Genomic DNA, 24,939 nt, shown 5'->3' with positions numbered 1-24,939 from the left:
GGTCCACCGCGCGGCTGGCGGAAAACGGGACGGCCGTTGCGCCGGAGCGGGCGGTGCATCGATCGGCCCGCTCGCTTCGCTCCCGGCGCCGGGTTCAATCGGCCCGCTCGCTTCGCTCCCGGCGCCGGCCACCTTCGGCCCGCTCGCTTCGCTCCCGGCGCCGGGTTCTACGTTCGCATCGCTCACGTCGCCGCGACCCCCGCGAGCGCCAGCAGGTGTTCGGTCTCCGGGCCCTTCACCAGAGCCGCCGCTTCCGCCTTGTCCATCGGACCGGTCCCCACCGACGGGCAGTCCTTGGCCAGGATGCAGACGCCGCACGCGGGTTTGCGCGCATGACACACGCGCCTGCCATGGAAGATGATCCGGTGCGAGAGGTCGGTCCACTCCCGGCGCTCGATGAGTTCACCCACCGCGTGCTCGACCTTCACCGGGTCGGTCTCCTCCGTCCACTGCCAGCGTCGGACCAGACGGCCGAAATGAGTGTCGACGGTGATCCCCGGCACGCCGAAGGCATTGCCGAGCACCACGTTCGCGGTCTTGCGTCCGAAACCGGGGAGCGACACGAGATCCTTCAGGTTGTCGGGGACCTCGCCGTCGAAGCGTTCGACGAGGGCCTGGCCCAGCCCGATGATCGAGTTCGTCTTGTTCCGGTAGAAGCCGGTCGGCCGGATCATCTCCTCGAGCTCGGTCCGATCGGCTTCGGCGTAGTCGCGGGCGGTGCGGTACTTCGCGAACAGTGCGGGCGTCGTCTGATTGACCCGCACGTCGGTGCACTGGGCGGACAGGATCGTCGCCACCGACAGCTCCAGCGGATCGGTGAAATCGAGTTCGCAGTAGACATGCGGGAACGCGACCTTCAGCGTCCGGTTCATCCGTCGCGCGCGCCGGACCAAACCGAGATGGGTCTCCTGTTTGCGGACCGCGGCCGGGCCCGCGGACGCCGCCTTGCGTGCGCTCACCTGATTCAGGTTAGCGATGTGTTCCGCATATGCCGCCGCCGCAGGTGACCACGGACCGGCCACCGGGCCGTGCGACCGTGCCTGCGACCACAACAGCGCAGCTCATGGCCCTGAAACGGACCTTCGGACGGGACCGATGGCTGCGACGGAGAACACGTCGCCGCAACCTACGGTCAGGTAACAAGTCAGTGACGTCGGCCCCTCGGATGAGGATTCCGCGGGGTCCATTGTGTTTACTTGTCCCCATGCATGGTCTCGCGGCGCTGCTGTTCCCAGCTGTACTCATGCTCTTTGCGATGGGCATGGACAAGGTGCAGGCACGGATCGACCGCTCGTCGGTCACCCGCGACGACGTCGAGGACTTCCTCGACGCCGCGGACGCCCAGAATGTCGACACCCTCGCCCGCGAGGGGATGCCCGCGGCTCTCGACGAGCTCCGCACCCGCCGGGTGACGAGGTCCGAGCCCGTCGTCGAGCGTGCCGAATCGCCCAAGCGCGCCAGCTGATCCGACGGTCACCACACCGGACGCCACCAGGCACGAACGCCTCGTCGACATCTCGCTCGCCGGACACACGCGCAATGCAGGTTCAGTGACCCATTCAACACATATGCTGGGGCGCGGGGTAGCGTATCCAAGGGCGCGCGATCTCAGACGTGGCTGTGGCAAAGATTCGAGAAAGGTTCCCTAGGTGGAAGAAGTACTGGCGCGGGCGGGCATATTCCAGGGCGTCGAGCCTTCCGCCGTCGCGGCGCTGACCAAGCAACTTCAGCCCGTCGACTTCCCTCGCGGACACGTGATCTTCCACGAAGGCGAACCCGGCGATCGGCTCTACATCATCATGTCGGGCAAGGTGAAGGTCGGCCGACGCTCCCCCGACGGCCGCGAGAACCTGCTGACGATCATGGGACCGTCGGACATGTTCGGCGAGCTGTCCATCTTCGACCCCGGCCCCCGGACGTCGTCGGCGACGACGGTCACCGAGGTCCGCGCGGTCTCGATGGACCGTGACGCGCTGAAGGCGTGGATCAAGGATCGCCCCGAGATCGCCGAACAGCTGCTGCGCGTGCTCGCGCGTCGTCTGCGCCGCACCAACAACAACCTCGCCGACCTCATCTTCACCGACGTCCCCGGTCGCGTCGCCAAGCAGCTGTTGCAGCTCGCGCAGCGCTTCGGCACCCAGGAGGGCGGTGCTCTCCGCGTGACGCACGACCTGACCCAGGAAGAGATCGCCCAGCTCGTCGGCGCGTCACGTGAGACCGTCAACAAGGCTCTCGCCGACTTCGCCCAGCGCGGCTGGCTGCGTCTCGAGGGCAAGAGTGTGCTGATCGCCGATTCTGAACGACTGGCACGCCGCGCTCGCTGAACTCCTACCCAGAAGACCCACACCAACGAAGCCGCCCACTCCTCAGAGGAGTGGGCGGCTTCTGTTGTGATGCCCCTCAGGCCTGTCGCAGATACTCCAACTGGGCCTTGACCGACAGCCGGGCGGCCGGCCACAGCTTCTTGTCGACATCGGCGTAGACACGACGGACCACCTTCATCGGTTTGGCCTCGCGCGCGGAGACGCCCATGTCGTCGAGTGCCGCGACGATCTGATCGATGCGGTCCTCGCGGTGCGCCTTGTAGTAGCGGGCGACGGGCCCCAGGTCGGGGTGGTCGGGACCGTGCGCCGGGAGCAGCGGCGCCCCTTCGCCTTCGACGATGAGCCGGTTCAGCGAGTTGAGGTAGTCGCGCAGACCGCCGTCGGACGGATCGAGAACGGTCGTGCCACTTCCCAGGATCGTGTCGCCGGTCAGCACAGCCCGCTGGCCGTCGTGCTCCACGACGAAGCTCACCGAGTCGCCGGTGTGCCCGGGGGTGTCCAGTACTGTGATGCGCAGGCCCGCCACCTCGATGACCTCTCGATCGCGCAGGGGTGCGGCCTTGCGGCAATGCTTCTCCAGACGAGCGCGCACAGGTGCGCCGGTGCGCTTGTGCAACCGGGAGATGCCACCCGTGTGGTCGTAGTGCCGGTGCGTCACGAGGACAAGTGCGACACCCGGGAGTTCGGCGAGCCGACGGGCGTGGGCCTTGTACTTCGGCGGACCGGGGTCGACGACCACACACTCATCGCTGCCGGGCGCCCGCAGAACGTAGGTGTTCGTGCCGTCGAGCTCCATCATCCCGGAGTTGTCGCACAGCAGCACCGATGCGAAGGGCGTCACCTCCCGCAGCACCCCGTACGCGGGGTGGGTGGGGGCAGCCTCGTTCTGTGAGCTCATGGTCTCCGAGACTATCGACTCCGCTCACCCCTCGTTCCGTAGCCCGCCGATCGGGCGGGTGTGCCGAGGCCGCGGCTCAGTTCTCGGCGACCGCGGAGCCGTTGGTCATCCCGTCGACGCGGGTGGCCCCCTCACCGTCGACGATGGTCGGCGCCACCTGATCCTGCAGGCTGCGCAGCAGTGCCGCCCCCTGGGTGATCACGCCGGTCATGATCTCGTTGACGCCCTCCGCACCGTTGTACACGGTCAGATTCGCGGTGCTCAGCCCCTTGGCCACCTCGCCGACCAGAGTCGGCAGCGCTTCGATGAGCTGCTGGTCGAGTGCGATCCTGTTGTGCTGGGCCGCCGCCGCGGACTGGATCTCGACGGCCTTGGCCTCCGCCTCGGCGATGATCCGGCGCCGGAGCGCCTCGGCCTCCGCAGGCTTGACGACCTCCGAGATCAGCTCCTGCTCACGCAGTTCGGCCTGGGCCTGGGCCAGCAGCGACTGCTCGCGGATCACCTCCTGGTTGACCCGCGCCTGGGCGAGCGGGCCCGCCTGGGCCGCTTCGGCATTGGCCTTGTCGGTCTCGGCTTTGATGGAGGCGCGCTTGATCGAGGTCTCCCGCTCGTAGTCCGCCTGATTCCGCAGCGACTCCTGCTGCGCCTTCGCCGACTCCTGGTCCGCGCGAGCACGTTCGACAGCTGCCTCGCGCTGCACCTTGGCGATGTTGGGCGCGGCCAGCGCGTTGATGTAGCCGGAGTCCATGTCGTCGATCGACTGGATCTGGAACGAGTCGACGACCAGACCGATCGAGCCCATCTCACGCTTCGACGCGTCGAGCACCTGGCGCGCGAGGGTGTCGCGCTCGCGGATGATCTGTTCGACGGTCATCGACCCGACGATCGAGCGCAGATGGCCCGAGAAGATCTGTCCGGTCAGCTGATTCATCTCGTTCTCCTGCTCGGAGATGAACCGCTGACCGGCGTTGACGATCGACATGACGTCGTTGCCGACCTTGTGGGCGATCACGGCCCGCACGTTGAGCTGGATGCCCTGGGTCGTCACACAGACCTCGCGGATCGTGGCCTCGTGCAGCGCCATCGACAGGAACCGGACCTTGCGGAAGAAGGGCATCACCCACTTCCCGTGCCCGACGACCACGACGAACGGCGCATTGTCTTCGTCGGATTTCGCACCCGAGATCAACATGGCCTCGTCGGGTTCTGGGACGTAATAGCCGAGCATGCAGTTCTCCTGGTGGCGTCGTAGGTCGGGTGGCGTCGTCGTAGGTCGAGACAGCAGGGTGTCGCCCCGAACGGTTGGGTGTCGGTCCCAGATACTGCCCCATCGCGCGTCGCACGAGAATCGGTTGTTCACATGGTGTTCCCGGCCGCCCTCACAGCTCCGGGGGCTGCCACCACTTCTCGACGTCCAGGATCCGTCCGGGGGACTCGGCGATCACGAGGATCGCGGCGTCGACCTCGATCGATTCCACTCCGCGAGCGAGGAACCGTTCTGTCCCGCCGGCGAATCGCACCTCGACCTCTCCGAGTGACTCGCCGCCTGCGATCGACATCGTCACGGTCCCGGTGCGTCCGACGAGCTGCGAAGGTGCCATCTCCCGCCTCCCACCGAATGCTGTGATCCCTGGCGAAACCCTATGCCACAGCGGTTCGACGCCGGTCCCGCGCGCCGTCGGCCACCACGTAGACCGCCGTGACGACGGCGATGACCGCCGATCCGAGGACGAGGACGCTGTATCCGAAGGCGCCGACCACGACACCGGCGAGAGCCCCCGCCGCCGCGCCGGCAAGGCTCATCGCGGTGTCGGAAACGCCCTGTGCGGGGGCCCGATGCGCGACGTCGACGCTGTCGGTGAGCAGTGTCGATGCCGCCACCGTCGACGCCGACCATCCGATGCCCAGCAGTACGAGGGCCACCACGAGTCCGGCCTGCGAGCCCGCGAACACGAAACCCGCGACACAGCTGACGACGAGTGTCGCCTGGCCGGCGAGGATGACCGGCGTCCTGCCGACACGGTCGGCGAGGAGACCCATCACCGGTGCGAGTGCGTACATCCCGGCGATGTGGGCGCTGATCGACAGTCCGACGACTGTCACCGACGCCCCGCCGTGATGCATGTGGACGGGAGTCAGCGCCATGACACCGACCATCACCGCGTGCGCGGAGACCACCGCAGCCGTTGCCGCACGCGCCGACGGTGATCGCAGGATCGCCGAGAGCCCCTCCTTCAGCGGAACTCTCGTGTGTGTCACGCCTTGCGCACCGGTGGCCACGACGAGCGGGTCAGGACGGAGTCCGGTGAACAGCACCGCGGCCGCCGCGGCACAGCCGACGGCGCCGAGCAGGAAGGGTCCGGAGAGTTCGGCCATCGAGAACCAGTCCGCGACCGTCGCGCCCAGGGGCACCAGGGCGGGTCCGACGACCGCGCCGATCATCGTCATCCACACGACGAGCGACAGGTCCCGCCCCCGTGTCTCCGGCGCGGACAGATCGGTCGCCGCGAAGCGGGCCTGCAGGCTCACCGCGGTTCCCGATCCCACCCCGGCCATGCCCACGAGCATCAGGGGGAACCATTCACGATCGACGGCGAACGCAACGGTGAGTGCACCGGCGGCGGCGATCAGCATTCCGGTCGTCAGCGCCGGTCGGCGACCTCGACCCGCGGCGACCGACGCCAGCGGGAGACCCGCCGCCGCGGCGCCGAGCGTGAGCACGGTCGTCGGTACGCCGGCCAGCGAGTCGGTTCCCGAGAGTTCTTCGCCCAAAATGGCGCCGAGCGCGAGGGCGCCACCCATCGACACCCCGCCCAAGATCTGGCCCACACACAGCAGGACGACTGTGCGTCGCTGGAGGCTCGCCCGATCCGGCGCCATCTCGCCTGTGTTCACCATCCGAGCATCGACGGTCGGGGGCCGGTGCGCCAGCACTTTTCGTCGACGACCCGCCGGGTCATCCGATGATCAGGTCGTACCCCAGCTTGCCGACCATCACGACGACGACGCCCAGCAACACCCACCGCACGAACGAACTGCCCCGCCCTATCGCCATGTGCGACCCGATCTGGGCGCCGACGATGTTCGCGACGGCGAGGCCCAGCCCCAGCAGCCACAACACATTTCCCTGGAGTCCGAACACCGTCAGGGCGCCGAGGTTGGTGGCGGTATTGATGACCTTCGCCATCGCCGAGCTCTCCAGGAAGCTGGTCCCGACCAGAGCGGTCAGGCTGATGATGAGGAACGTCCCGGTCCCCGGACCCATCACCCCGTCGTAGAAGGCGACGACGACGCCGGCCACCACGAGACCGGCGATCGTGGACACGCGCGAGCGCGGTCCCGCCGACGCGTCACCGCCGAAGCCCGGGTTGAGCGCGACGAACAGTCCGACACCGACGAGCATCACCAACACGATCGGCGTGAAGATCTCGGTGGGCAGCGAGATCGCCACCACCGCTCCGAGCGCGGAGAACACGAGCGCCGCGACGAAAACCGGGATGAGCCGCCGCAGGTCGATGCGCACGTGTCGTACGTAGCGCCAGGCGGCCGAAGCGGTACCGAAGACCGCCGCCAGCTTGTTGGTTCCCAGCGCGGTCGCGACGGGGAGCCCGGGTTGCGCGATCAGCATCGCGGGGATCAGCACCAGTCCCCCGCCGCCGACCACGGCGTCGACCCAGCCCGCAGCAGCGGCGGCGACGATCAGGAGTGCGACGTCCAACGCGGACGTCAGGCCACTTCGACGATCAGTTCCACCTCGACGGGCGCACCGAGCGGCAACTCGGCGACGCCGACCGCAGAGCGGGCATGCACCCCGGCGTCACCGAAGATCTCGCCGAGGACGTCCGACGCGCCGTTGATCACCGCGGGCTGGCCGGTGAATCCGGGAGCGGACGCGACGAAACCGACGACCTTGACGACACGCACGATGGAATCGATCCCCACGAGCGCGTCGATCGCGGCGAGTGCGTTGAGCGCACACACCCGTGCCGCGGCCGTGGCGTCTTCCGGTCGAACGACACCCTCGGCACCCTCATGCACCTTGCCGCGCACCGAGAGTTCGCCGTCGACGATCGGGAGCTGACCCGAGGTGTAGACGAGGTTGCCGGTCCTCACCGCCGGGGTGTAGCTCGCCACCGGTGGTACGACGCTGGGCAGTGAGATGTCGAGCTCTGCGAGCTGGTCGCTCCACTGGTTCGGCATGATCAGCCCTTCGGGCGCTTCAAGTAGGCGACGTGCTGCTCGCCGGTGGGACCGGGCAGAACCGAAACCAGCTCCCAGCCGTCGGCGCCCCACTGATCGAGGATCTGTTTCGTGGCATGGGTCAGCAGCGGCACCGTCACGTATTCCCACGCGGTCACTTCAGTCATGGACTCACCCTATCTGGCGAGGGTCAATGGATAAGGTGTTGCGGTGGCCAATGAACAGGGCTCACGATCCGGGGTGGGTGAGGCGCCCGATCCCGGCGTGACAAACGATTCCTCCGCTGCCGGCGACAACGAGTGGCCGGACGCGGCCGCGCGCGCCCGCCTGCACTTCGTGTCGGGCAAGGGCGGTACCGGCAAGACCACCATCGCCGCCGCGCTGGCCCTCGCCCTGGCCGCGGACGGCAAGAAGGTCCTCCTCGTCGAGACGGAGGGCCGCCAGGGCATCGCGCAGGTCTTCGACATCCCGCCACTACCGCCGACCGACACCCGCATCGCGACCGCCGAGGGCGGTGGCGAGGTGTCCGCGCTGGCCATCGACATCGAGCACGCGCTGCTCGAGTACCTGGACATGTTCTACAACCTCGGCTTCGCCGGCCGGGCGATGAAGCGCATCGGCGCGATCGACTTCGTCACGACCGTCGCACCCGGCCTACGTGACGTGCTGCTCACGGGCAAGATCAAAGAGCGCATCATCCACACCGACAAGCAGGGGAACCGGGTCTACGACGCGGTGGTCGTGGATGCACCGCCAACCGGCCGCATCGGCAACTTCCTCGACGTCACGCAGGCGATGGCCGATCTCGCGAAGACCGGTCCGATCCGTAACCAGAGCGAGGGAGTCGTCCGACTCCTGCACTCCGAGGAGACGATCATCCACCTGGTGACGCTGCTCGAGGCGATGCCCATCCAGGAGACCGTCGAGGCCATCACGGAACTCCGCGGCAAGAACCTCAACCTCGGCAGCCTGATCATCAACCGCGTGAGCACTCCTCACCTGCCCGCCGAGGTGATCGACGAGATCGCCGAGGGTCAGATCGATGCCGGTCGCGTCGAGGACGCGCTGACCGCCGGTGGGCTCAAGCTCGCCGACGGCGACCTCGCCGGGCTGCTCACCGAGACCATCGAGCACGCGACCCGCCTCCAGGCGCAGCAGATCGCGAAGGCACAGCTCGACGAGGTGGAGCTGCCGATGCTCGAACTGCCGTCCCTCGGCGACGGCGTCGACCTCGGATCCATCTACGAGCTGGCCAACCTCCTCCAGAAAGCGGGTGCCTGATGCCACTCGACCTCAAGATGGGCTCGGTCCTCACCGACCCGGCAACTCGCGTCGTGATCTGTTGCGGCGCAGGCGGAGTGGGTAAGACGACCACCGCGGCCGCGATGGCCATGTACGCCGCGGAGCAGGGCCGGACGGTGGCCGTCCTGACGATCGATCCGGCCCGACGCCTCGCGCAGTCGCTCGGCATGTCGGAACTGACCAACGATCCGCAGCCGGTGAAGATCGACGGCGCGGGCACGCTCGACGCGATGATGCTCGACATGCGTCGCACCTTCGACGAGATGGTGCTCGAATACTCCACCCCGGATCGGGCCGAGGCGATCATGCAGAACGCCTTCTACCAAACCGTCGCGTCGTCGTTCTCCGGCACGCAGGAGTACATGGCGATGGAGAAGCTCGGCAAACTCCTCGAGCAGGACCACTGGGATCTCATCGTCGTCGACACCCCGCCGTCGCGGAACGCCCTCGACTTCCTCGATGCGCCACAGCGACTCGGGTCGTTCCTGTCCGGACGGTTGATGAAGGTGCTCGTCGGCGGCGGCCGCGGGGTGGGCCGGATGGTCACCGGCGCGATGAGCCTGGCGATGCGCGGGGTCTCGACCATCATCGGCGGCGAGATGCTGCGCGATGTGGCGACATTCGTGCAGTCCCTGGACTCGATGTTCGGCGGCTTCCAAGATCGCGCGGCGAAGACCTACGCGTTGCTCAAGCAGCCGGGGACCCAGTTCGCCGTGGTCGCGGCCGCAGAGGCGGACGCGCTGCGCGAGGCGGCGTTCTTCGTCGACCGGTTGTCGGAGGAATCGATGCCGCTCGCGGGGCTCATCCTCAACCGGACGCACCCGAACCTGACGTCGATCCCGGAGGAGTCTGCGCTGGTGGCGCTCGAGTCGGTCACCGACGAACTCACCCGAGGCGTCCTGCAGATCCACGCCGACCGGGCCGCCACCGGGAAGCGTGAACTCCACCTGCTGCAGAGATTCACGGCCTCGCACCCCCGCGTGCCGATCGTCGGGGTACCGGCACTGCCCTTCGAGGTGGCCGACGTGACCGCGCTGCGGGCCGTGGCCGAGCAGATCACCGGGCGGGGCTGATCCGGTAGGCGAAGGCGTTCAGACCGCGTCGCGATGACGCCGGCGCTGGGCGGCGAAGAACGCCGACCACGACGTCACCTCGGGGTGCTGGCGGAGCAGTGCACGCCGTTGGCGCTCGGTCATGCCGCCCCACACGCCGAATTCGACGCGGTTGTCGAGGGCGTCGGCGCCGCATTCGAGCTGCACCGGGCAGTGGCGGCAGATCGTCGCGGCCTTGCGCTGCGCCGCTCCTCGTACGAACAGATCGTCGGGGTCTCCCCCTCGACAACGCGCCTGCGCAACCCACGCCAAGCGATCTTCTTCGTTGGAAACTGCCGCTGTAGCCATCCGCCACCCCTACCTGTCGTCTCCGCGTCGCTACGAGTGCGCCTCAACGTCGCTGCTCAAGCCACATTTACAGCCAACTGTTACGTGAGTCACATTCTGCACTCAATTTAGGGATGTGTGCTTGGGTGCGCAACCCCTGGAGCCAACAAAGTGGGACAAGCGTGCAATCTCATCTGTTCGGACGGACGCCTGCGAGGGGTTCGGCGGGCCGGGTTCACCGGCACCGAAGGGCGAGGCAGGGCGATGTTCGGTGACAGCGCACGTATCCTGTCGGGGTGATGTCGAAGAAACTGTGGTCGCTGGCCTGGGCGAGCCTGCTGGCCGGAGTTCTCGTCGCCGGCCTTCTCTACCCCGTGGCCAGCGGAATCGGGGTCGTCTCCAACCGAGCGGCGGCCGCTGTCGAGAACGTCTCCTCCGAACTGCTGAACGGCACGCTGCCGGAGGTCACCACCATGACCGACGCCGACGGCAAGCCGATCGCCGTGCTGTTCGACCAGTACCGCTACCAGGTCGGCTACAACGACATCTCCCCCGACATGATCCGGGCGATCATCTCCGTGGAGGACCGACGCTTCCTCGAGCACGACGGGGTGGACTGGAAGGGCACCATCCGTGCCGCGCTGAAGAACTCGTCGTCGGGCGAGGTCCAGCAGGGTGCGTCGACCCTCGACCAGCAGTACATCAAGAACTATCAGCTCCTCGTGCTCGCACGGACCGAAGCCGACCGCCAGGCCGCGGTCGAGACCACCCCGGCGCGCAAGCTGCGCGAGGTGCGGATGGCGCTGACGCTCGAGCAGAGCCTCATCGACCAGGCCAAGCGCGACAAGGGACTCGACGACGCCGCCGCCAAGCAGGAGGCGAAGAAGCAGATCGTCACCCGCTATCTGAACGTGGTGCCGTTCGGCAACAACGCCTACGGCATCGAGGCCGCGGCCCAGACCTACTTCGGCATCCCCGCCAAGGATCTGAAGGTCGAACAGGCGGCGCTCCTCGCCGGCATGGTCCAGTCCAGCTCGGCGCTCAACCCCTACTCCAACCCAGAGGCCTCCCTCGAGCGGCGGAACCTCGTGTTGGACACGATGATCGACAACTTCCCGGAACGTCGCGCCGAGCTGATCGCCGCGAAGGAGAAGCCGCTGGGCGTCCTCGCCCGACCGCAGACCCCCACCCAGGGGTGTATCGCCTCGGGCAACAACGGCTTCTTCTGCGACTACGCACTGCAGTTCCTCGCCGAGAACGGAATCTCCCGCAACTCGGTCCTGCGCGGTGGGTACATCATCCAGACCACCCTGGACCCCGAGGTGCAGCGCGCGACGACCCGCGCGGTGAAGTCGCAGGCCAGCCCCACCGCCGACGGCGTCGCCGACGTGATGAGCACGCTCCGGCCCGGCAAGAAGTCGCACGACGTGCTGTCGATGGCGTCGAGCCGCGACTACGGCCTCGACCTCAACCGCGGCGAGACCATGCAGCCTCAGCCGTTCTCGATGGTGGGCGACGGCGCGGGGTCGGTGTTCAAGATCTTCACCGTCGCCGCGGCGATGGAGAAGGGACTCGGCGCCGGCTCCAACATCCCCGTGCCGGGCTCGATCGCGGTCGAGGGCATGGGTAACAGCGGCGGCGCCAACGGCTGCCCGGCGAACGCCTACTGCGTCAAGAACGACGGCCGGTACCCCGCGTCGATGTCGGTGACCAACGCCCTCGCGCAGTCGCCGAACACCGCGTTCGTGAAGCTCCTGCAGCAGGTCGGCGTGAAGCCTGCGGTGGACATGGCCGTCCGGCTCGGATTGCGCTCCTACACGATCCCCGGGTCCTCGGGCTACGGCGAGAAGAGCATGGCGCAGTACGTCAAGGACGGGAACTTCGGCTCGTTCACCCTCGGCCCGCTGCCGCTGAACGGCCTCGAACTCGCCAACGTCGCCGCGACCATCGCGTCGGGCGGCACCTGGTGCCCGCCGAATCCCATCAAGTCGATCAGCCGGATCAAGCGCGACCAGTACGGCAACCCGGTCATGGGACCGGACGGTCGTCCCGCACTGACCTCGATCCCGTTCACCACGCCACCGTGCGAGCAGGTCGTCGACGAGGGTCTCGCGCACACCCTCGCCAACGCGATGAGCAAGGACGACGTGGGGGCGGGCACCGCGGCAGGTGCGGCCGGATCGGCCGGTTGGACCCTCCCGATGTCCGGTAAGACGGGCACCACCGAGGCGCACCGGTCCTCGGCGTTCGTCGGCTTCACCAACCAGATCGCCGGTGCCGCCTACGTCTACAGCGACGGCCCCAACCCGCAGGGCGTCTGCAGCAGCCCGTTGCGCTCCTGCTACGACGGCGACCTCTACGGCGGCATGGAGCCCGCCCGGACGTGGTTCCAGGCCGTCCGGCCGGTGGCCACCAAGTTCGGGCCGGTGAACCTACCACCCATCGATCAGGAGTACTGGAACGGCAGCGACCGCGGGCGCATCCCGCAGGTCAGCGGTCTGACCGCGAGTGAGGCCACCTCCCGGCTGCAGGCCGCGGGCTTCAAGGTGAGCGAACTCGACGTCGACAGCGGCCGCCCGCAGGGAACGGTGGTCTTCACCGCGCCGTCGGACTCGGCCATGCCGGGCAGCACGGTCACCATCTACGTGTCCAACGGTCGCCGTGCCGGCGGCGGGGACGGCGGCGGCCCGACCGAGACGACGGTCGTGGTCCCGGGCGTCGGACCGGTGGTGATCCAGCTTCCCGGCTGACGCGGCCGACACGTCGTCGCCCCCGTGGTGAACGACGGCCGGGCCACTCCCTCGGATGCGTATTCTGGGGGGATGCAGCACTCCGAACTCGACATCACACGCCTCGGCCTCCCACGCCTCGGTCCGTCCGGTTCCGGGGTTCCCGTCCGTGCCCTGGCCGGGGTCGCCGGACTCGCCGCGGCCGGGCTGTTCTACTCGACGGTGATCGAGCGCAACGCCTTCGCACTGCGACACACGACACTGTCGGTCCTCGAACCCGGCGCCTCGCCGCTGCGGGTCCTGCACATCAGCGACCTGCACATGATGCCCGGACAGCGGTTGAAGCAGGCATGGATCGCCGAGTTGGAGGCGCTGGAGCCCGACCTCGTCGTGAACACCGGCGACAATCTGGCCCACCCGCAGGCCGTGCCGTCGGTGATCCAGGCGCTCGGCGGTCTGCTCTCGCGGCCGGGACTGTTCGTATTCGGGTCCAACGACTATTTCGGCCCCAAGCCGAAGAACCCGCTCAAGTACTTCAAGAAGGACCATCAGCGTACGCACGGCGAACCGCTTCCGTGGCAGGACCTTCGAGCCGCGTTCACCGAACGTGGCTGGCTCGACGCGACGCACACCATCCGCGAACTGGAGGTCGGTGGGGTCCGCGTCGTTGCGGCCGGTGTCGACGACCCGCACATCGAACGGGACCGTTACGAGACGATCGCCGGGCGCCCCAATCCGCTCGCGCACCTGCGGCTCGGCCTCACCCACTCGCCGGAGCCGCGCGTTCTCGACCGGTTCGCCGCCGACGGCTACGACCTCGTGATGGCGGGTCACACGCACGGCGGTCAGCTGTGCCTGCCGTTCTTCGGTGCGCTGGTGACGAACTGCCAGATCGACCGCTCCCGGGTGAAGGGCGCGTCGAGCTGGGGATCGTCGATGAAGCTGCATGTGAGCGCCGGACTCGGTACGTCGCCCTACGCACCGGCGCGGTTCTGCTGCCGCCCGGAGGCCAGCTTGCTGACACTCACGCCGGTCTCCCACGGTGACGCCGACTACGACGCCGACCAGTCACTCCCCCAGCTGGCCCGGGAGACCATGTGAGCCTTGACCTTCGAGAACATGTGAAGGTCCTGGCTTTCGACACCTTCGGTACCGTCACCGATTGGTTCACCGGTATCTCCGACGCGGTCCGCACGACCGTCCCCGACGTCGACGCCGCGGCATTCGCCAAGGAGTGGCGGCGACGCTACGGGCCGATCCTCGCGCGGGTCGAGTCGGGTGAGCTGCCCTGGCGGCGTCTCGACGACCTGCAGACCGAGACGTTGCACGATGTCGCGGCGGTGTTCGGCGTCGACCTCGACGACGAGCAGGCCGCGACCCTCGTCCATGCCTGGCGGACGATCCCCGGGTGGCCCGACGCGGCCGACGGGCTGCGGCGCCTCAAGCGGGACTTCATCATCTGCGCTCTGAGCAACGGCACGGTCGCGCTGCTCACCGACATGGCCCGGCACAACGACTTCCCGTGGGACGTCGTCGGCGGGTCGGACCTGTGGCGGCACTACAAACCCGCCCGCGAGACCTATTGCGGGCTGGCCGAACTGCTCGAGGTCGAACCCGGCGAGGTGATGATGGTCGCGACCCACCAGAACGATCTCGACGCGGCACGGTCCTTCGGGCTGCGCACGGCCTTCGTCGAGCGTCCCCACGAGTGGGGCGGTGAGTCGAAGGACGATTCCGGGTCGCCGGACAACGACGTCCACGCGACGGATCTGCTCGATCTCGCGCGGCAACTCGTCGGCGACGCATCGTAGGCGCGATGACGCTCGACGACCTGGTGCGGTGGGAGGACTCCGGGGCGGGTTGGCGGGTGATCCACGCCGGCCCGGCAGGAGTCACGCTCGTACTGGTCCGCTGCGACGGCGGAGAGGAGGTCGACCGGGTCGTCGTCGACGATCCGGCGATCATCGCGCACGTCGGCGGCCGCTCGTCGTCGGAAGACCTCGCCTGACCGGCCCCTGGGTCGCATTGCCGGATTCCGGGGAAGAACGCAACCTGATCCGCCCGGACAAACGAGGAGACCCTGACCGGATCTCTCCGGGTCAGGGTCTCTACTGCTTCTCAACCACAAGAAGAATTCTGGATTCGCAAGCTCATCCATCTGTCGGGGTGGCGGGATTCGAACCCACGACCTCTTCGTCCCGAACGAAGCGCGCTACCAAGCTGCGCCACACCCCGTGTGTAGCCTGCGATAGCTTATACCCGCCCCCCGCCGAGTACTAAATCGCCTGGTCATGATTGTCCAGATGTGCCCGAACATCTGCGAAACCCGGCCGGAGCACCCATCCTTGATGTGGTCCATCCGTACCAGAGCCGCCGCGTCGACGGCTCGGGCCATGGAGTCGGCGCACCACCCACTGAAAGGACACGCCTACCATGAGCGCTTCCCCGGATCAGCAGGCCGACAGGTCTGCCAAGCAGGGTTTCGCATTGGGTATCTCCATCGTGGCCGCGGCCCTGCTGTTCGTGGCCGGTCTGGTCTCGGTCTTCCAGGGCATCTCGGCCATCGCGAACGACGACCTGTTCGTCGTCGGGCGCGAGTACGTCTTCCAGTTCGACCTCACCACCTGGGGCTGGATCCATCTGATCCTCGGCGTCGTCGCCCTGCTGATCGCCGGCGGACTGGCGGTCGGCGCCGACTGGGCACGGATCTCGGCGATCGTGATCGCGTCGCTGTCGATCATCGCGCAGTTCCTCTGGCTGCCGTACTACCCCGCGTGGGCCATCCTGATCATCGTGCTGGATCTCATCGTGATCTGGGCGGTCTCCACCTGGAATCCGAACAACGCCTACAACCTGTGACGCGGGCCCGGTGACGGGGCTGCGAGGGAGCGACCCATCCACGGTGCGTCACGGATCCGAATCGTGTGGTGACGCGGCTCCATCCGGGAGCGGCGGTACGACGAACGGCACGAAAGGAACCTCATGCGCATCACCCGCTCCCTTGCAGCCCTTGTCGCCGGCCTGATCGTCGGTCTCGGCTTCGCGGCCGGAACCGGAACCGCACAGGCCGCACCGCTGGCACCGGTGGCGAAGGTCGAGGTGGACCGCTATCTCGGCACGTGGTGGCAGCTGGCCACGGTGCCGTCCTTCTTCGGCGTCACCTGCGCGCGGGACACCAGCGCCACGTACACGAAGATCGACGCGAAGACCATCGGGGTGGACAACCGGTGCACCGGCCCGACCGGCATGAAGGGCGGCATCGTCGGACGTGCGACGGTCGTCGATCCGACGACGAATGGGCAGCTGAGCGTCCGCTTCCCCCAGACGCCGGGAAGCATCAATCCCGGCAACGCGCCCAATTACGTCATCGCTTACCTGGAGGACGGCGAGAACCCCGACGCGCCGTACCAGTATGCGATCGTCGGAGATCCCAACCGCGGGTCCGGGTTCCTGCTCTCGCGCGACAAGGTGGTGCCGGATTCGGAGCTGCGTCGCCTGACCAAGGAAATCGAGAAGGTCGGCTACAACCCGTGCACGTTCCTCGTGTCACCGACCACCGGCGGGCGCAGCGACTACTCGCCGCTGTGCTTCGTGTGACTGTGCTTCGTGTGACCACCGCCTGATCCCTGCCGACACACACACCGGCGCAAGCACGAAGGTGCTTGCGCCGGTGTCGTTCGGAAGCGTCTGCTCAGCTGGCCGCGGCGTCCGGGGCCATGCGTCGGAACTCGTCGGGCGTGCAGCCGAACTTGGAGCGGAATCGATTGCGCATCGTCGCCGTCGAGGCGAATCCGGAGGCGTGCGCGACGGCCTCCAGCTTGAGATTCCCCGGGCCGGTGAGCAGGCCCTTGGCCCATTCCAGCCGGCGGTCGGCGATCATCTCGGCAAGAGACGTGGGGCTGCCGGCCAGCACCCGGTACAGATGCCGTCGACTCACGTGCAGCTGCCGCGCGACGATCTCGACACTGAAGTCCGGGTCTCGGAAGTTGCGCTCGATGAGGTCGGTGACCGCGGCACGCAGATACCGCTCACTGGTCCGCAAGTCCGACAGCGCGGCGCCCGGGAACGACTCCGGCACAACACGTATCGCTTGCTCGTCACGACCCTTCAGACCTACGGTCACGTGATTCCTTCCACACGAGAGATGACTCCCACCCGATACCTGAGTTTATCGACGGTCACATCTGCGGTCTTGGGCCTTTGGTCCCAAATTCAAAGACCTCCGTCTCGGGATTGCGCTGCGCCAGGCGGCCTTTCCGTGCGCGCCGCGCGCTTCTTGTGGGTCGGCCGTCCAACTCCTGTCCGTTCGAGTCCGTGGTCGCGGCGGCCGCCCGGCGTAGGGTGTGGTGCGTGATCACCCCCGGGAGTGGGCCCGGTTCCGTCGACCCGGCCACGCGCGGCGCCGTTCTCCGCGCCGCTGCCCTACGAATCGCCGACGAGGTGCTCTTCCCCGCGGCCGCCGACGTGGACCGGTCCGGGGTCGTTCCCGCGTCCCACTGGCAGGCGCTGTCCGACGCCGGCCTCTACGGGATCGCGGCACCCGCCGAAGCCGGCGGACCGGGCCTGGACCTCGCCGAGGTGACCGAGATCCTCGAAGTTCTCCTCAGCGGTTGTCTGGCAACCGCTTTCACCTGGCTGCAGCACCACGGCGTCGTCATCTCCCTGGCACGCTCCGCCAACACCCGCCTACGGGACGAACTGCTCGACGCGACCGTCGCCGGCCGGCTGCGTGCCGGGGTCGCCTACGCCGGGGCCGTGCCCACCCCGCCGCGCATGAGGGCCTCGCGGGTCGACGGCCGGTGGGTCTTCTCGGGCGACGCGCCGTTCGTCAGCGGCTGGGGCGTCGTCGACCTCCTGCAGATCTCCGCGCGCGACACCGACACGGACGACGTCGTTTCGGTGATCCTGCCGATGGCCGAGCTCACCGACCCACCTCGGGAGAACATCCGCGTGGAGTCGATCGACCTGTCCGCCGCGTCGGCCACCAACACCATCTCCCTACACATCGACGGGTTGCCGGTCGAGGACACACGGGTGGTGAGCCGGATCGGCCTCGTCGACTTCTTCGCCGGCCAGAACGTGGGCATCCGTCTGAACGGCACCCTTCCCCTGGGGCTGGTCCGCCGCTGCACCGCTGTCCTCGACACCGCGGGCCATTCGCAGCAGGCGCGGCGGCTACGCGAACGGGCAGACGTCGCCCGGCTGGCACTCGACGACGCCCTGCCCGACGCCGCGGCCCTGCTTGCCGCGCGAGCCGACGCGGCCGGTCTCGCCCTCGATGCGGCGGCAGCGCTCGTCGCCGCCGCCGGCGGGAGGGCGCTCGTCCGCGGCAACGACTCCGAGCGGTTGTTCCGGGAGGCGGCGTTCGTCCTCGTCGCCGCGAGCCGCCCGGAGCTCAAAGACGCCCTGCTGCAACGGTTCAGCGACTCCGGCTAGCCGGTGTCGGCCGCACCGGCGGTTGTCGTTGCGCGAGCGGCGAAGTCACGGAGGAACAACGCCTCGGCGAGCGCGATCCGCTCGATCTCCGACGGGTCGACACTCTCGTTGGGCGCATGGATCAGACACTGGGGCTCTTCCACACCGAACAGCATGATCTCGGCCTCGGGAAAGGTGGTCTGAAGGACGTTGCACAGCGGGATCGACCCGCCTTGGCCCTGGATCAGGACGTCGGTGCCGTACGCCGTCTGCAGGGCGTCGGTGAGCGTCTCATAGGCGGGACCGCTGGTGGATCCGACGAACGGCGAACCCACCGCCTCGCGTTCGAAACTCACGCGCGCGTTCCAGGGTGTGACGCTGCGCAGGTGTTCGATGAGCGCGTCCTGGGCGTAGACGGCATCCATGCCCGGCGGGACCCGCAGGTTGATCCGTGCCCATGCCCGCGGCTGGCCGGCCGCCGACGATCCCACCACCGGTGGACAGTCGATGCCGAGGACGGTGGCCGCGGGCCGGGCCCACACCATGTCCGAGACCGATCCCGAACCCACGAGGTCGACACCGTCGAGAACCGTCGCATCCGAACGGAAACGCTCGGGCGGATAGGCGACACCGGACCATTCGGCATCGGCGTCGAGACCGGTGATCGTGGTGTTCCCGTGCTCGTCGCGCAGCGTCGCCAGCATCGAGATGAGGGCCGCGAGCGCGTCGGGAGCCGCGCCGCCGAACATCCCCGAGTGCATCGCCGATGACAATGTCTCGACCGTCACGTCGATGTTGGCGATCCCGCGCAGCGTCGTGGTGAGACTCGGAGCACCGGCCGCGAAGTTGCCCGAGTCGGCGATCAGGATCGCGTCTGCGCGCAGCAGTTCCGGGTTGCGGACGGCAAAATCCTCGAGGCCACCGGTCCCCTGTTCCTCCGATCCCTCGCCGACGATCTTCACGGTCACACCCGCTTGCCCGGCCAGAGCGCGCAGTGCGGTGAGGTGCACGGCGATGTTGCCCTTGCAGTCGGCGGCACCACGTCCGTACCAGCGGCCGTCGCGTTCGGTGAGTTCCCAGACCGGAGAATCCCATTCGTCCTCACCCAACGGTGGCTGCACGTCGTGGTGGAAGTACAGCAGGACCGTCGGCGCTCCCTCCGGACCGGGGATGCTGCCGGTGATGGCCTTGCTGCCGTCACTGGTGACGTGCGCGGCCACATCGTCGACGCCGAGTTCGCGGAAGGCGCGAACCACCCAGTCGACCATCCCGTCGCATTCCTCCGCCGGGAACTGCTGCGCATCGTGGACCGAGCGGAACCGCACCATCTCCGCCAGGTCGGCCTTCGCCCGGGGCATGAGTTCGGCCACCCGGCCCCGCAACGTCGCGTCGTCCATTCGTCTCCTCTCGCACCGCACGGGACCCGCCGATCATCACCGGGTCCGACAGGTCAGCGCTTTCCCTCCCCCGCCAAGTCGTACACCTCGAGGTCGCCACGGCCGATGGCGGCCATCATGTTCGCGTGGTCGCCGTCGTTCAGGTCGGCGTAACCGAGCGAGAACTCGGCGATCGCACCGCTGAAACCCTTGGTGGCACCCAGGTATCGGGCGATCTCGAAACGGCTCGCGGTACGCGCGTGGGCCTGGGCGAGAACCATCCCGCACAGCTGGGCGTACAGCTTCATCCCGTCCGGGCCGAGTGCCTCTACCACGACGGACCCCTTGCCGTCGCGCAGCTGACGCACATAGAAGTCGCGACGCTCACCGTTCTCGTCGATCCCCGTCGACCAGCCCAGGAACAGGTCGCTGGCGGCCTGGAGCAGTCGCTGCCCCTCCACCACCCGCTGTCCCTGATTGTCGAAGCCGGACGCGGGCACGTGGTCGGCGAGAACGGACCGCTGCGCCTCCTTCACCTGCAAGAACAACGGGTCGTCGATGTTCTTGCCGGTGAGCAACACGATCCAGGCGCGCGTGCCGACGCTACCAACGCCGACCACCTTGAACGCGATGTCGACCATGGAGAACTGCGCGAGGAGAGACTGCACGTGCAGCGGCAACGTGTCGCGGTAGCTGTCCACCCGTTCCCGGATCCGGTCGGCGACGACATCGGCGGTCTCGGCCGGGAAGCGTTCACGCAGCGGCACGAGCAACGGCGGGTCGCTGCGGATGCGCGCGGTCCCCGCGTCGTCGATCACGCAGAGCTTCGCGAGTGCCTGCGCGCTGTCGCGGTGCCGCGCCTTCTGGAGCGCCTTCTGCGTGCGCTCGCTCATGGAGGTGTCCAGTTTGGGTCCGAACTCACGGATGAAGTCGTCGACATCGATACCCGCGTACCAGCATTCGAGCGTTGTCTGCCCGGCGCTGCGGATGATGGTGCGGCGGTATGCCTTGGCGACGGTCTTGGCGACCTTGCGGTTGATCCCGTCGTCGAATCCGTTGTTGCGACCGGCGATCGCAAAACTAGCAGCCAGCCGCTTGACATCCCACTCGAACGGTCCGACATGCGTCTCGTCGAAGTCGTTGAGATCGAACACCATTCGTCGCTCGGGACTGAAGAACAGGCCCAGATTGCTCAGATGGGCGTCGCCACAGAGCTGGGTGATGATCCCCGTGTCCGGTGTGCGCGACAGGTCGTCGGACATCACGGCCGCGGCACCCCGGTAGAACGTGAAGGGGGTGGCCGACATCCGGGCGTGCCGCACCGGGATGAGGTCGGCGACACGGCTCTGTGCCTGGACGGCGAGGATGTCGAGCGGATCCCTGCGCTCCGAACGGTCCGGGATCGCGGCGAGTTCGTCCGCGCCGGGGAGGGTTTGCGTGGGAGTGGCCACCAGAGGCTCCTTCACATCGGTGCGGCCCGCGGGGCCGCGATCGACCCGGGCGCCGGCCGGAGCCCGGTTCTGGTGAAGGTCTCGCCTCGTGGTGCCCGGGTCCCTACGGTTCGCTGCCGCCGGCGAACCGACACCACCGCGATCACTGATACGACACGAACCAGGGCGAGGGGCGCACCGCCAGCGTGGTCTCCGGCGAGAACGTCGGCTTGTCCTCCGTGTAGAAATTCTTCCAGCCCATCCACACCCCCATGGGGAGATCGGTGATCAATCTGCGCCACGTTTCCATCTTCACGTCGGGGGCACCGTGCCCGTCGGCGTGCACGACGACCTGCAACTCGTCGCGATCGGTGACGATGCGGCCCCGGTCGACGAGCATCCCGGCGTCGAACTGGTGCAGCACCAACAGTTTCTGTGGCAGGTTCCGGCTCCGAACGAGTTCGGCGAGCCATGCCGACGTCCGATTCACCTCGTCGGCACCGACCGATCCGATCTGCGTCAGGTGCACCTGGTCCGGCTTCAACCGCCATTCCGGGTCGAGTGCCAACCCCACATGCGGTTGCGCGAGCAGGTCCGCATACCGCCGCGCCTGCGTCAGGAAGTCCATGCGGCCCGGCTGGAGATCGAGGGTCACATACACCCCGGCGCGCCCGGCCGCCTCGACCCACGGTCGGAGCGTCTCGGGATCGACCATGTTCGTGTAGGCCGAACCCGGACCCGGTTCTGCGGAGGCCACCGTCGCGATGATCTCGAACGCAGGCACCACCGGTTCGGCACTCACCCGCTGATAGTCGGCGGCGAGGCGTCGGGCGCGTTCGATCGAGGCCGGGATGTCCTGACGGCCAAGCGGCCCCAGTGCGGGCGCGTCCGGCGAACCGTACAGCGCGACCATCCGGCGCCCGGGGAACACGACCTGCCCACCGCCGGGCAATTGTGGTGTGTTCCGGGCCTGTTCGACACGACGGGTGAACTCCGCGGTGCTGCCGAAGTCGGACCCCACCGCCCGTATCGCCGCAGATCCGGGCGCGGCCGAATCGAGCGCGGCCGAATCCAGCGCGGCGACGGCTTCGGCGGTCGATCGCGGATCGGGAACGGGCAGTTCGACGACCCGCGCCGCCGATCGTGCGGTCAACGTGGCGTCGACAGGGGCATCGCGGGTCATCATAAACAACGGATCGGGACCCCGGCGTGCCGCGTTGCCGCGGAGAGAATCGAGATCGACCGTCGCACGACCGTCGTCGATGCCGTCGACACGGCCGAGCCGGACCTCGGTGGTCACGCCGAGCCGACGCAGTTCGCGGGACACATCGGGCGCGGTGCGCGGTGTCACCGCCAGCACCGGCACATGTCGCTCGCGCGCCGCGCGGTCGGCCTGGTCGCGCACCGCCGGATCGTCGGCGGCCCCGGCCCCCAGCAGGATCGCCTCGTCGGAACGCGCGTACAGCTCCCTGCTGAGCAGGACGGATTGCGGTTCTCCGCCGCCGAGCACCTCGACACCCGGCGCGGGACTCGACATCGCGCCGACGCCGTCGGAGGGCTCGCCCGTGGCCGATGCGCTGACGACGAGCGCGACGACCACGCCGACGATCGACGTCCCGATCACTCGAGCTCTCACGCGCGTCCTTCCGTCGTGGGGCACAGACGGTCGCCCAACCTAGCAGCGCACGCGGCGGGGTTCGACGGCCTGCCGTCGGCGGGTCCGCTGACCGGCATCGACGACGCCTGCGTGTGACCCGCTTCACGACTGCAACAGGTTCTAGTTGTAGCGTGAACGCCGTGGACTACTGGGGTGTGATGGTCGGGTTGGGACTCGTGGCGGCGACGGTCGGCGTGGTCGCCTTCGTGCGCTATCGCGAGCGGGAGGCCGTGACACTGCAACGGCACACTCAACTGGCTCGCGAACTGCGCGAGCTGGCGGGCACGGACGAGGTGCGGCTCGCGGCGGTCGACGAGTTCTCGCTGACCATCTACCAGCGTCTTTTCTACACCTCCGTGGTGGCACCCTGGATCCGCAGCGCGGCATGGGCGCTGTTGGCAGCCACCCTGACCGGTGCCGGGGCGCTCGCGGTCGAACCCCTCGACGGCGTGTTCGCGACGGTCAGCCAGATCGCCGCCATCGCGGGCTGCGCGATCTTCGCGGTCGCCGCGCTCGTGTGCGCCGGCGTCGCGCTGTATCACTCGGCGACGACGCCCCGGGTCTCGTTCAGCGACTCCTACGCCGCACAGGAGGACGACGCGGAGCCGGAGGCTTCGACGCCGAGCCACGCCGACAACTGATCCCGGCGCACCCGCAAACCACAACGAACCCCGCCGGGATCGGCGGGGTTCGTTGCTGTGAGAGGGTCAGACGAAGGCGATCAGACGGCCTGCGCCTGCCACATCCAGTGCAGCTGTTCGAGTTTCGACGCGAACGAGATCAGCAGATCTTGGGTGACGGGGTCGGCCGACTCGGTGAGCTCGATACGCTCACGAAGACCGGCTACAACGGCCTTGAGGTTGGCGACCACGGCTTCCACCACGTCGCTGTCCTTGGTCCAGCCTTCGCCGAATCCCTTGGTGTGAGCGGTCTTCGCCACCGTCTCGGCACGACCGTCCGGGCTCACGCCGATGGCGGTCGCGCGTTCGGCAGCCGCATCGGTGAACTCGCGGGACACCGTGACCAGCTCGTCGAGGTCGAGGTGCACCGAACGGAACTGCTTACCGATCACGTTCCAGTGGGCCTGCTTGGCGATGAGGGACAGGTCGATCAGGTCGACGAGAGTGTCCTGCAACGCCTTCCCGGCGACGGCCTGCTGTTCATCGGTGAGAGTGCTGGTAATCGGAGTGATGGTCATGATCACGAACTCCCTTCTTTCTGTGCCGTGCAGTCCGGGCTGAGACTGCTACTGCGGCAAAACGTTCTCCTGGGCCACGATTCAGAGCGAACCTCTAGGTCAGACGGTCCCTGCCACCTCTGAATCGATGGTGCCCTCGGTGGCCTTCGACCTGGACGCCAGTACCGGGTCGGGCCGACGATCGGTTCAACCCACCCCGCGCCCCGAACATTCCGGAATCGATGGTCGAGCGCACGTGATCGTCACAACATCGGGGTGACGCGAGGGGTGTGTGAGGAATACGCGGTTCGGTCGGGCCTAGCGCCCGCGGATCATGCGGGTCGGCTTCATCCGCGTCGAATCCGGCAGCCACCTGTTGACCGGGCGGCGCAGCGTGCAGAGTGCCGCCACGACGAGCAGTCCGAACTGCAGGTAGCTCAGGACGACCATGATCGACGACACATCCGGGTACCGGAACAGGAGGTCGACTCCCACCGGGATGCAGAGGAGGTGGACGACCACTGCGGCGAGAAAGAAATTACGCAGGTGCCGGCTGTGGTGGGTGGCGGCGGCGACGAGGCAGGCGTACTCGATGGCGAGGACCACGATGATCATCACCAACATGAACGGCGGAAAGAAGCCCGCCAGGGTGTCCACCTCGTTCTCGGGCGCGGCATTGGCGGGGTCGGCGGCCACTCCCTCGAGTAGTCGCGCGCGCAGGTCATCGGTGATGGTGCCCAGGCTGAAGAACCCGTAGAGCACCAAGACGACCCCGATGACGGCCGCGGCCCACCAGGCGATCCGTGCGTGCAACGCGAGCGCCGCCGGGGGTGTCCCCGGATCTGTCGGCCGCGGCGGGTACAGCGCTGCCTGATCGCGATCACGCGACGAGCGTTCGAGGGCGGCGAGGTCTTCGGCGTCGAGTTCGGCCTGGGTGGGGATGCGCTCGGGTTCGCCGTCGGCGGGCTCGCCGGAAGCGCTGCTGCCCGGCCCGTGCGGATCGTTCATGCCCCCGATCCTTTCATCCGAGCGCTGTGCCCGACAGGGTCCGG

At 68.0% G+C, this 24,939-nt stretch carries 27 protein-coding genes and 1 tRNA gene; 12 read left to right on the top strand and 16 right to left on the bottom strand.

Features of this window, described 5'->3' with window-relative positions:
* Positions 1–182: 182 nt before the first annotated feature.
* The gene (nth, locus tag ACSUZC_RS02670; protein WP_439032971.1) at positions 183–872 is read right to left on the bottom strand and encodes an endonuclease III; all 690 of its coding nucleotides are present in this window, start codon (positions 870–872) and stop codon (positions 183–185) included.
* 332 nt (positions 873–1,204) lie between these two features.
* On the opposite strand from nth, the gene ACSUZC_RS02665 reads away from it, so the two are divergent.
* Positions 1,205–1,465, top strand: a complete 261-nt coding sequence (locus ACSUZC_RS02665; protein WP_238422869.1) for a hypothetical protein — start codon at positions 1,205–1,207, stop codon at positions 1,463–1,465.
* 184 nt (positions 1,466–1,649) lie between these two features.
* The gene (locus ACSUZC_RS02660; protein WP_004022089.1) at positions 1,650–2,324 is read left to right on the top strand and encodes a Crp/Fnr family transcriptional regulator; all 675 of its coding nucleotides are present in this window, start codon (positions 1,650–1,652) and stop codon (positions 2,322–2,324) included.
* Between the two features lie 76 nt (positions 2,325–2,400).
* On the opposite strand, the gene ACSUZC_RS02655 is transcribed toward ACSUZC_RS02660, so the two are convergent.
* From ACSUZC_RS02655 to ACSUZC_RS02625, 7 genes are all read right to left on the bottom strand, one after another.
* Positions 2,401–3,222 (bottom strand): MBL fold metallo-hydrolase, encoded by an 822-nt coding sequence (locus ACSUZC_RS02655; protein ID WP_439031385.1) that lies wholly within the window; start codon positions 3,220–3,222, stop codon positions 2,401–2,403.
* 76 nt (positions 3,223–3,298) lie between these two features.
* On the bottom strand, positions 3,299–4,450 hold the full coding sequence (locus ACSUZC_RS02650) for an SPFH domain-containing protein (RefSeq protein ID WP_439031384.1): 1,152 nt from the start codon (positions 4,448–4,450) through the stop codon (positions 3,299–3,301).
* 151 nt (positions 4,451–4,601) lie between these two features.
* Positions 4,602–4,823 carry a hypothetical protein gene (locus ACSUZC_RS02645; protein ID WP_439031383.1) on the bottom strand — a complete coding sequence of 74 codons (222 nt, stop codon included), beginning with the start codon at positions 4,821–4,823 and terminating at the stop codon, positions 4,602–4,604.
* A gap of 40 nt (positions 4,824–4,863) precedes the next feature.
* The gene (locus ACSUZC_RS02640) at positions 4,864–6,120 is read right to left on the bottom strand and encodes an MFS transporter (protein ID WP_439031382.1); all 1,257 of its coding nucleotides are present in this window, start codon (positions 6,118–6,120) and stop codon (positions 4,864–4,866) included.
* Between the two features lie 58 nt (positions 6,121–6,178).
* On the bottom strand, positions 6,179–6,940 hold the full coding sequence (locus ACSUZC_RS02635; RefSeq protein WP_439031381.1) for a TSUP family transporter: 762 nt from the start codon (positions 6,938–6,940) through the stop codon (positions 6,179–6,181).
* A gap of 8 nt (positions 6,941–6,948) precedes the next feature.
* Positions 6,949–7,422, bottom strand: coding sequence for a RidA family protein (locus ACSUZC_RS02630; RefSeq protein ID WP_439031380.1), 474 nt, complete (start codon positions 7,420–7,422; stop codon positions 6,949–6,951).
* A 2-nt stretch (positions 7,423–7,424) separates the two neighbouring features.
* Positions 7,425–7,589, bottom strand: a complete 165-nt coding sequence (locus ACSUZC_RS02625) for a DUF4177 domain-containing protein (RefSeq protein ID WP_006338906.1) — start codon at positions 7,587–7,589, stop codon at positions 7,425–7,427.
* Positions 7,590–7,632: 43 nt separating this feature from the next.
* Between ACSUZC_RS02625 and ACSUZC_RS02620 the strand changes: the two genes are divergently transcribed.
* A complete protein-coding gene (locus tag ACSUZC_RS02620; RefSeq protein ID WP_439031379.1) occupies positions 7,633–8,703 on the top strand; it encodes an ArsA family ATPase in 1,071 nt (356 codons plus the stop codon).
* On the top strand, positions 8,703–9,797 hold the full coding sequence (locus tag ACSUZC_RS02615) for an ArsA family ATPase (RefSeq protein ID WP_439031378.1): 1,095 nt from the start codon (positions 8,703–8,705) through the stop codon (positions 9,795–9,797). Before ACSUZC_RS02620 ends, ACSUZC_RS02615 begins: the two co-directional genes overlap by 1 nt.
* Before the next feature lie 18 nt (positions 9,798–9,815).
* Here ACSUZC_RS02615 and ACSUZC_RS02610 read toward each other — a convergent pair whose 3' ends face one another.
* On the bottom strand, positions 9,816–10,124 hold the full coding sequence (locus ACSUZC_RS02610; protein WP_188331020.1) for a WhiB family transcriptional regulator: 309 nt from the start codon (positions 10,122–10,124) through the stop codon (positions 9,816–9,818).
* A 278-nt stretch (positions 10,125–10,402) separates the two neighbouring features.
* Between ACSUZC_RS02610 and ACSUZC_RS02605 the strand changes: the two genes are divergently transcribed.
* The 4 genes from ACSUZC_RS02605 to ACSUZC_RS02590 all read left to right on the top strand — a co-directional run bounded on the left by ACSUZC_RS02605 (position 10,403) and on the right by ACSUZC_RS02590 (position 14,840).
* A complete protein-coding gene (locus ACSUZC_RS02605) occupies positions 10,403–12,853 on the top strand; it encodes a penicillin-binding protein (RefSeq protein WP_439031377.1) in 2,451 nt (816 codons plus the stop codon).
* A 72-nt stretch (positions 12,854–12,925) separates the two neighbouring features.
* Positions 12,926–13,933 (top strand): metallophosphoesterase, encoded by a 1,008-nt coding sequence (locus ACSUZC_RS02600; RefSeq protein ID WP_439031376.1) that lies wholly within the window; start codon positions 12,926–12,928, stop codon positions 13,931–13,933.
* Positions 13,930–14,643 (top strand): haloacid dehalogenase type II, encoded by a 714-nt coding sequence (locus ACSUZC_RS02595; protein WP_439031375.1) that lies wholly within the window; start codon positions 13,930–13,932, stop codon positions 14,641–14,643. Before ACSUZC_RS02600 ends, ACSUZC_RS02595 begins: the two co-directional genes overlap by 4 nt.
* 5 nt (positions 14,644–14,648) lie before the next feature.
* Complete coding sequence (locus ACSUZC_RS02590) at positions 14,649–14,840, top strand: hypothetical protein (RefSeq protein WP_439031374.1); 192 nt, start codon at positions 14,649–14,651, stop codon at positions 14,838–14,840.
* Between the two features lie 153 nt (positions 14,841–14,993).
* On the opposite strand, the gene ACSUZC_RS02585 is transcribed toward ACSUZC_RS02590, so the two are convergent.
* A tRNA-Pro gene (locus tag ACSUZC_RS02585) sits at positions 14,994–15,067 on the bottom strand.
* A gap of 198 nt (positions 15,068–15,265) precedes the next feature.
* On the opposite strand from ACSUZC_RS02585, the gene ACSUZC_RS02580 reads away from it, so the two are divergent.
* Both ACSUZC_RS02580 and ACSUZC_RS02575 read left to right on the top strand, forming a co-directional pair.
* Positions 15,266–15,691 carry a DUF7144 family membrane protein gene (locus ACSUZC_RS02580; protein WP_439031373.1) on the top strand — a complete coding sequence of 142 codons (426 nt, stop codon included), beginning with the start codon at positions 15,266–15,268 and terminating at the stop codon, positions 15,689–15,691.
* 123 nt (positions 15,692–15,814) lie between these two features.
* The gene (locus ACSUZC_RS02575) at positions 15,815–16,429 is read left to right on the top strand and encodes a lipocalin family protein (RefSeq protein WP_439031372.1); all 615 of its coding nucleotides are present in this window, start codon (positions 15,815–15,817) and stop codon (positions 16,427–16,429) included.
* A gap of 94 nt (positions 16,430–16,523) precedes the next feature.
* On the opposite strand, the gene ACSUZC_RS02570 is transcribed toward ACSUZC_RS02575, so the two are convergent.
* Positions 16,524–16,955, bottom strand: a complete 432-nt coding sequence (locus ACSUZC_RS02570; protein ID WP_439031371.1) for a helix-turn-helix transcriptional regulator — start codon at positions 16,953–16,955, stop codon at positions 16,524–16,526.
* Between the two features lie 230 nt (positions 16,956–17,185).
* Here ACSUZC_RS02570 and ACSUZC_RS02565 point away from each other — a divergent pair, with 230 nt between their 5' ends.
* Complete coding sequence (locus ACSUZC_RS02565; RefSeq protein ID WP_439032970.1) at positions 17,186–18,268, top strand: acyl-CoA dehydrogenase family protein; 1,083 nt, start codon at positions 17,186–17,188, stop codon at positions 18,266–18,268.
* Here ACSUZC_RS02565 and ACSUZC_RS02560 read toward each other — a convergent pair.
* From ACSUZC_RS02560 to ACSUZC_RS02550, 3 genes are all read right to left on the bottom strand, one after another.
* Positions 18,265–19,644 (bottom strand): dipeptidase, encoded by a 1,380-nt coding sequence (locus ACSUZC_RS02560; protein ID WP_439031370.1) that lies wholly within the window; start codon positions 19,642–19,644, stop codon positions 18,265–18,267. The two genes, ACSUZC_RS02565 and ACSUZC_RS02560, sit on opposite strands and share 4 nt — an antisense overlap.
* Before the next feature lie 53 nt (positions 19,645–19,697).
* Positions 19,698–21,074: a DUF2252 domain-containing protein gene (locus ACSUZC_RS02555; protein ID WP_439031369.1), complete on the bottom strand. Its 1,377-nt coding sequence runs from the start codon at positions 21,072–21,074 to the stop codon at positions 19,698–19,700.
* Between the two features lie 142 nt (positions 21,075–21,216).
* On the bottom strand, positions 21,217–22,689 hold the full coding sequence (locus tag ACSUZC_RS02550; RefSeq protein WP_439031368.1) for a hypothetical protein: 1,473 nt from the start codon (positions 22,687–22,689) through the stop codon (positions 21,217–21,219).
* 152 nt (positions 22,690–22,841) lie between these two features.
* On the opposite strand from ACSUZC_RS02550, the gene ACSUZC_RS02545 reads away from it, so the two are divergent.
* Positions 22,842–23,351, top strand: a complete 510-nt coding sequence (locus ACSUZC_RS02545) for a hypothetical protein (RefSeq protein ID WP_439031367.1) — start codon at positions 22,842–22,844, stop codon at positions 23,349–23,351.
* Between the two features lie 80 nt (positions 23,352–23,431).
* Here ACSUZC_RS02545 and ACSUZC_RS02540 read toward each other — a convergent pair whose 3' ends face one another.
* Both ACSUZC_RS02540 and ACSUZC_RS02535 read right to left on the bottom strand, forming a co-directional pair.
* Complete coding sequence (locus ACSUZC_RS02540) at positions 23,432–23,908, bottom strand: Dps family protein (RefSeq protein ID WP_439031366.1); 477 nt, start codon at positions 23,906–23,908, stop codon at positions 23,432–23,434.
* A gap of 297 nt (positions 23,909–24,205) precedes the next feature.
* On the bottom strand, positions 24,206–24,895 hold the full coding sequence (locus ACSUZC_RS02535) for a hypothetical protein (protein WP_439031365.1): 690 nt from the start codon (positions 24,893–24,895) through the stop codon (positions 24,206–24,208).
* Between the last annotated feature and the right edge of the window lie 44 nt (positions 24,896–24,939).

The sequence above is a fragment of the Gordonia terrae genome, assembly GCF_051789125.1.
Classification (GTDB): Bacteria; Actinomycetota; Actinomycetes; order Mycobacteriales; family Mycobacteriaceae; genus Gordonia; species Gordonia terrae_A.
The sequence above is the reverse complement of the archived record's forward strand: the minus strand, read 5'-3'. Positions and strand labels throughout refer to the sequence as shown.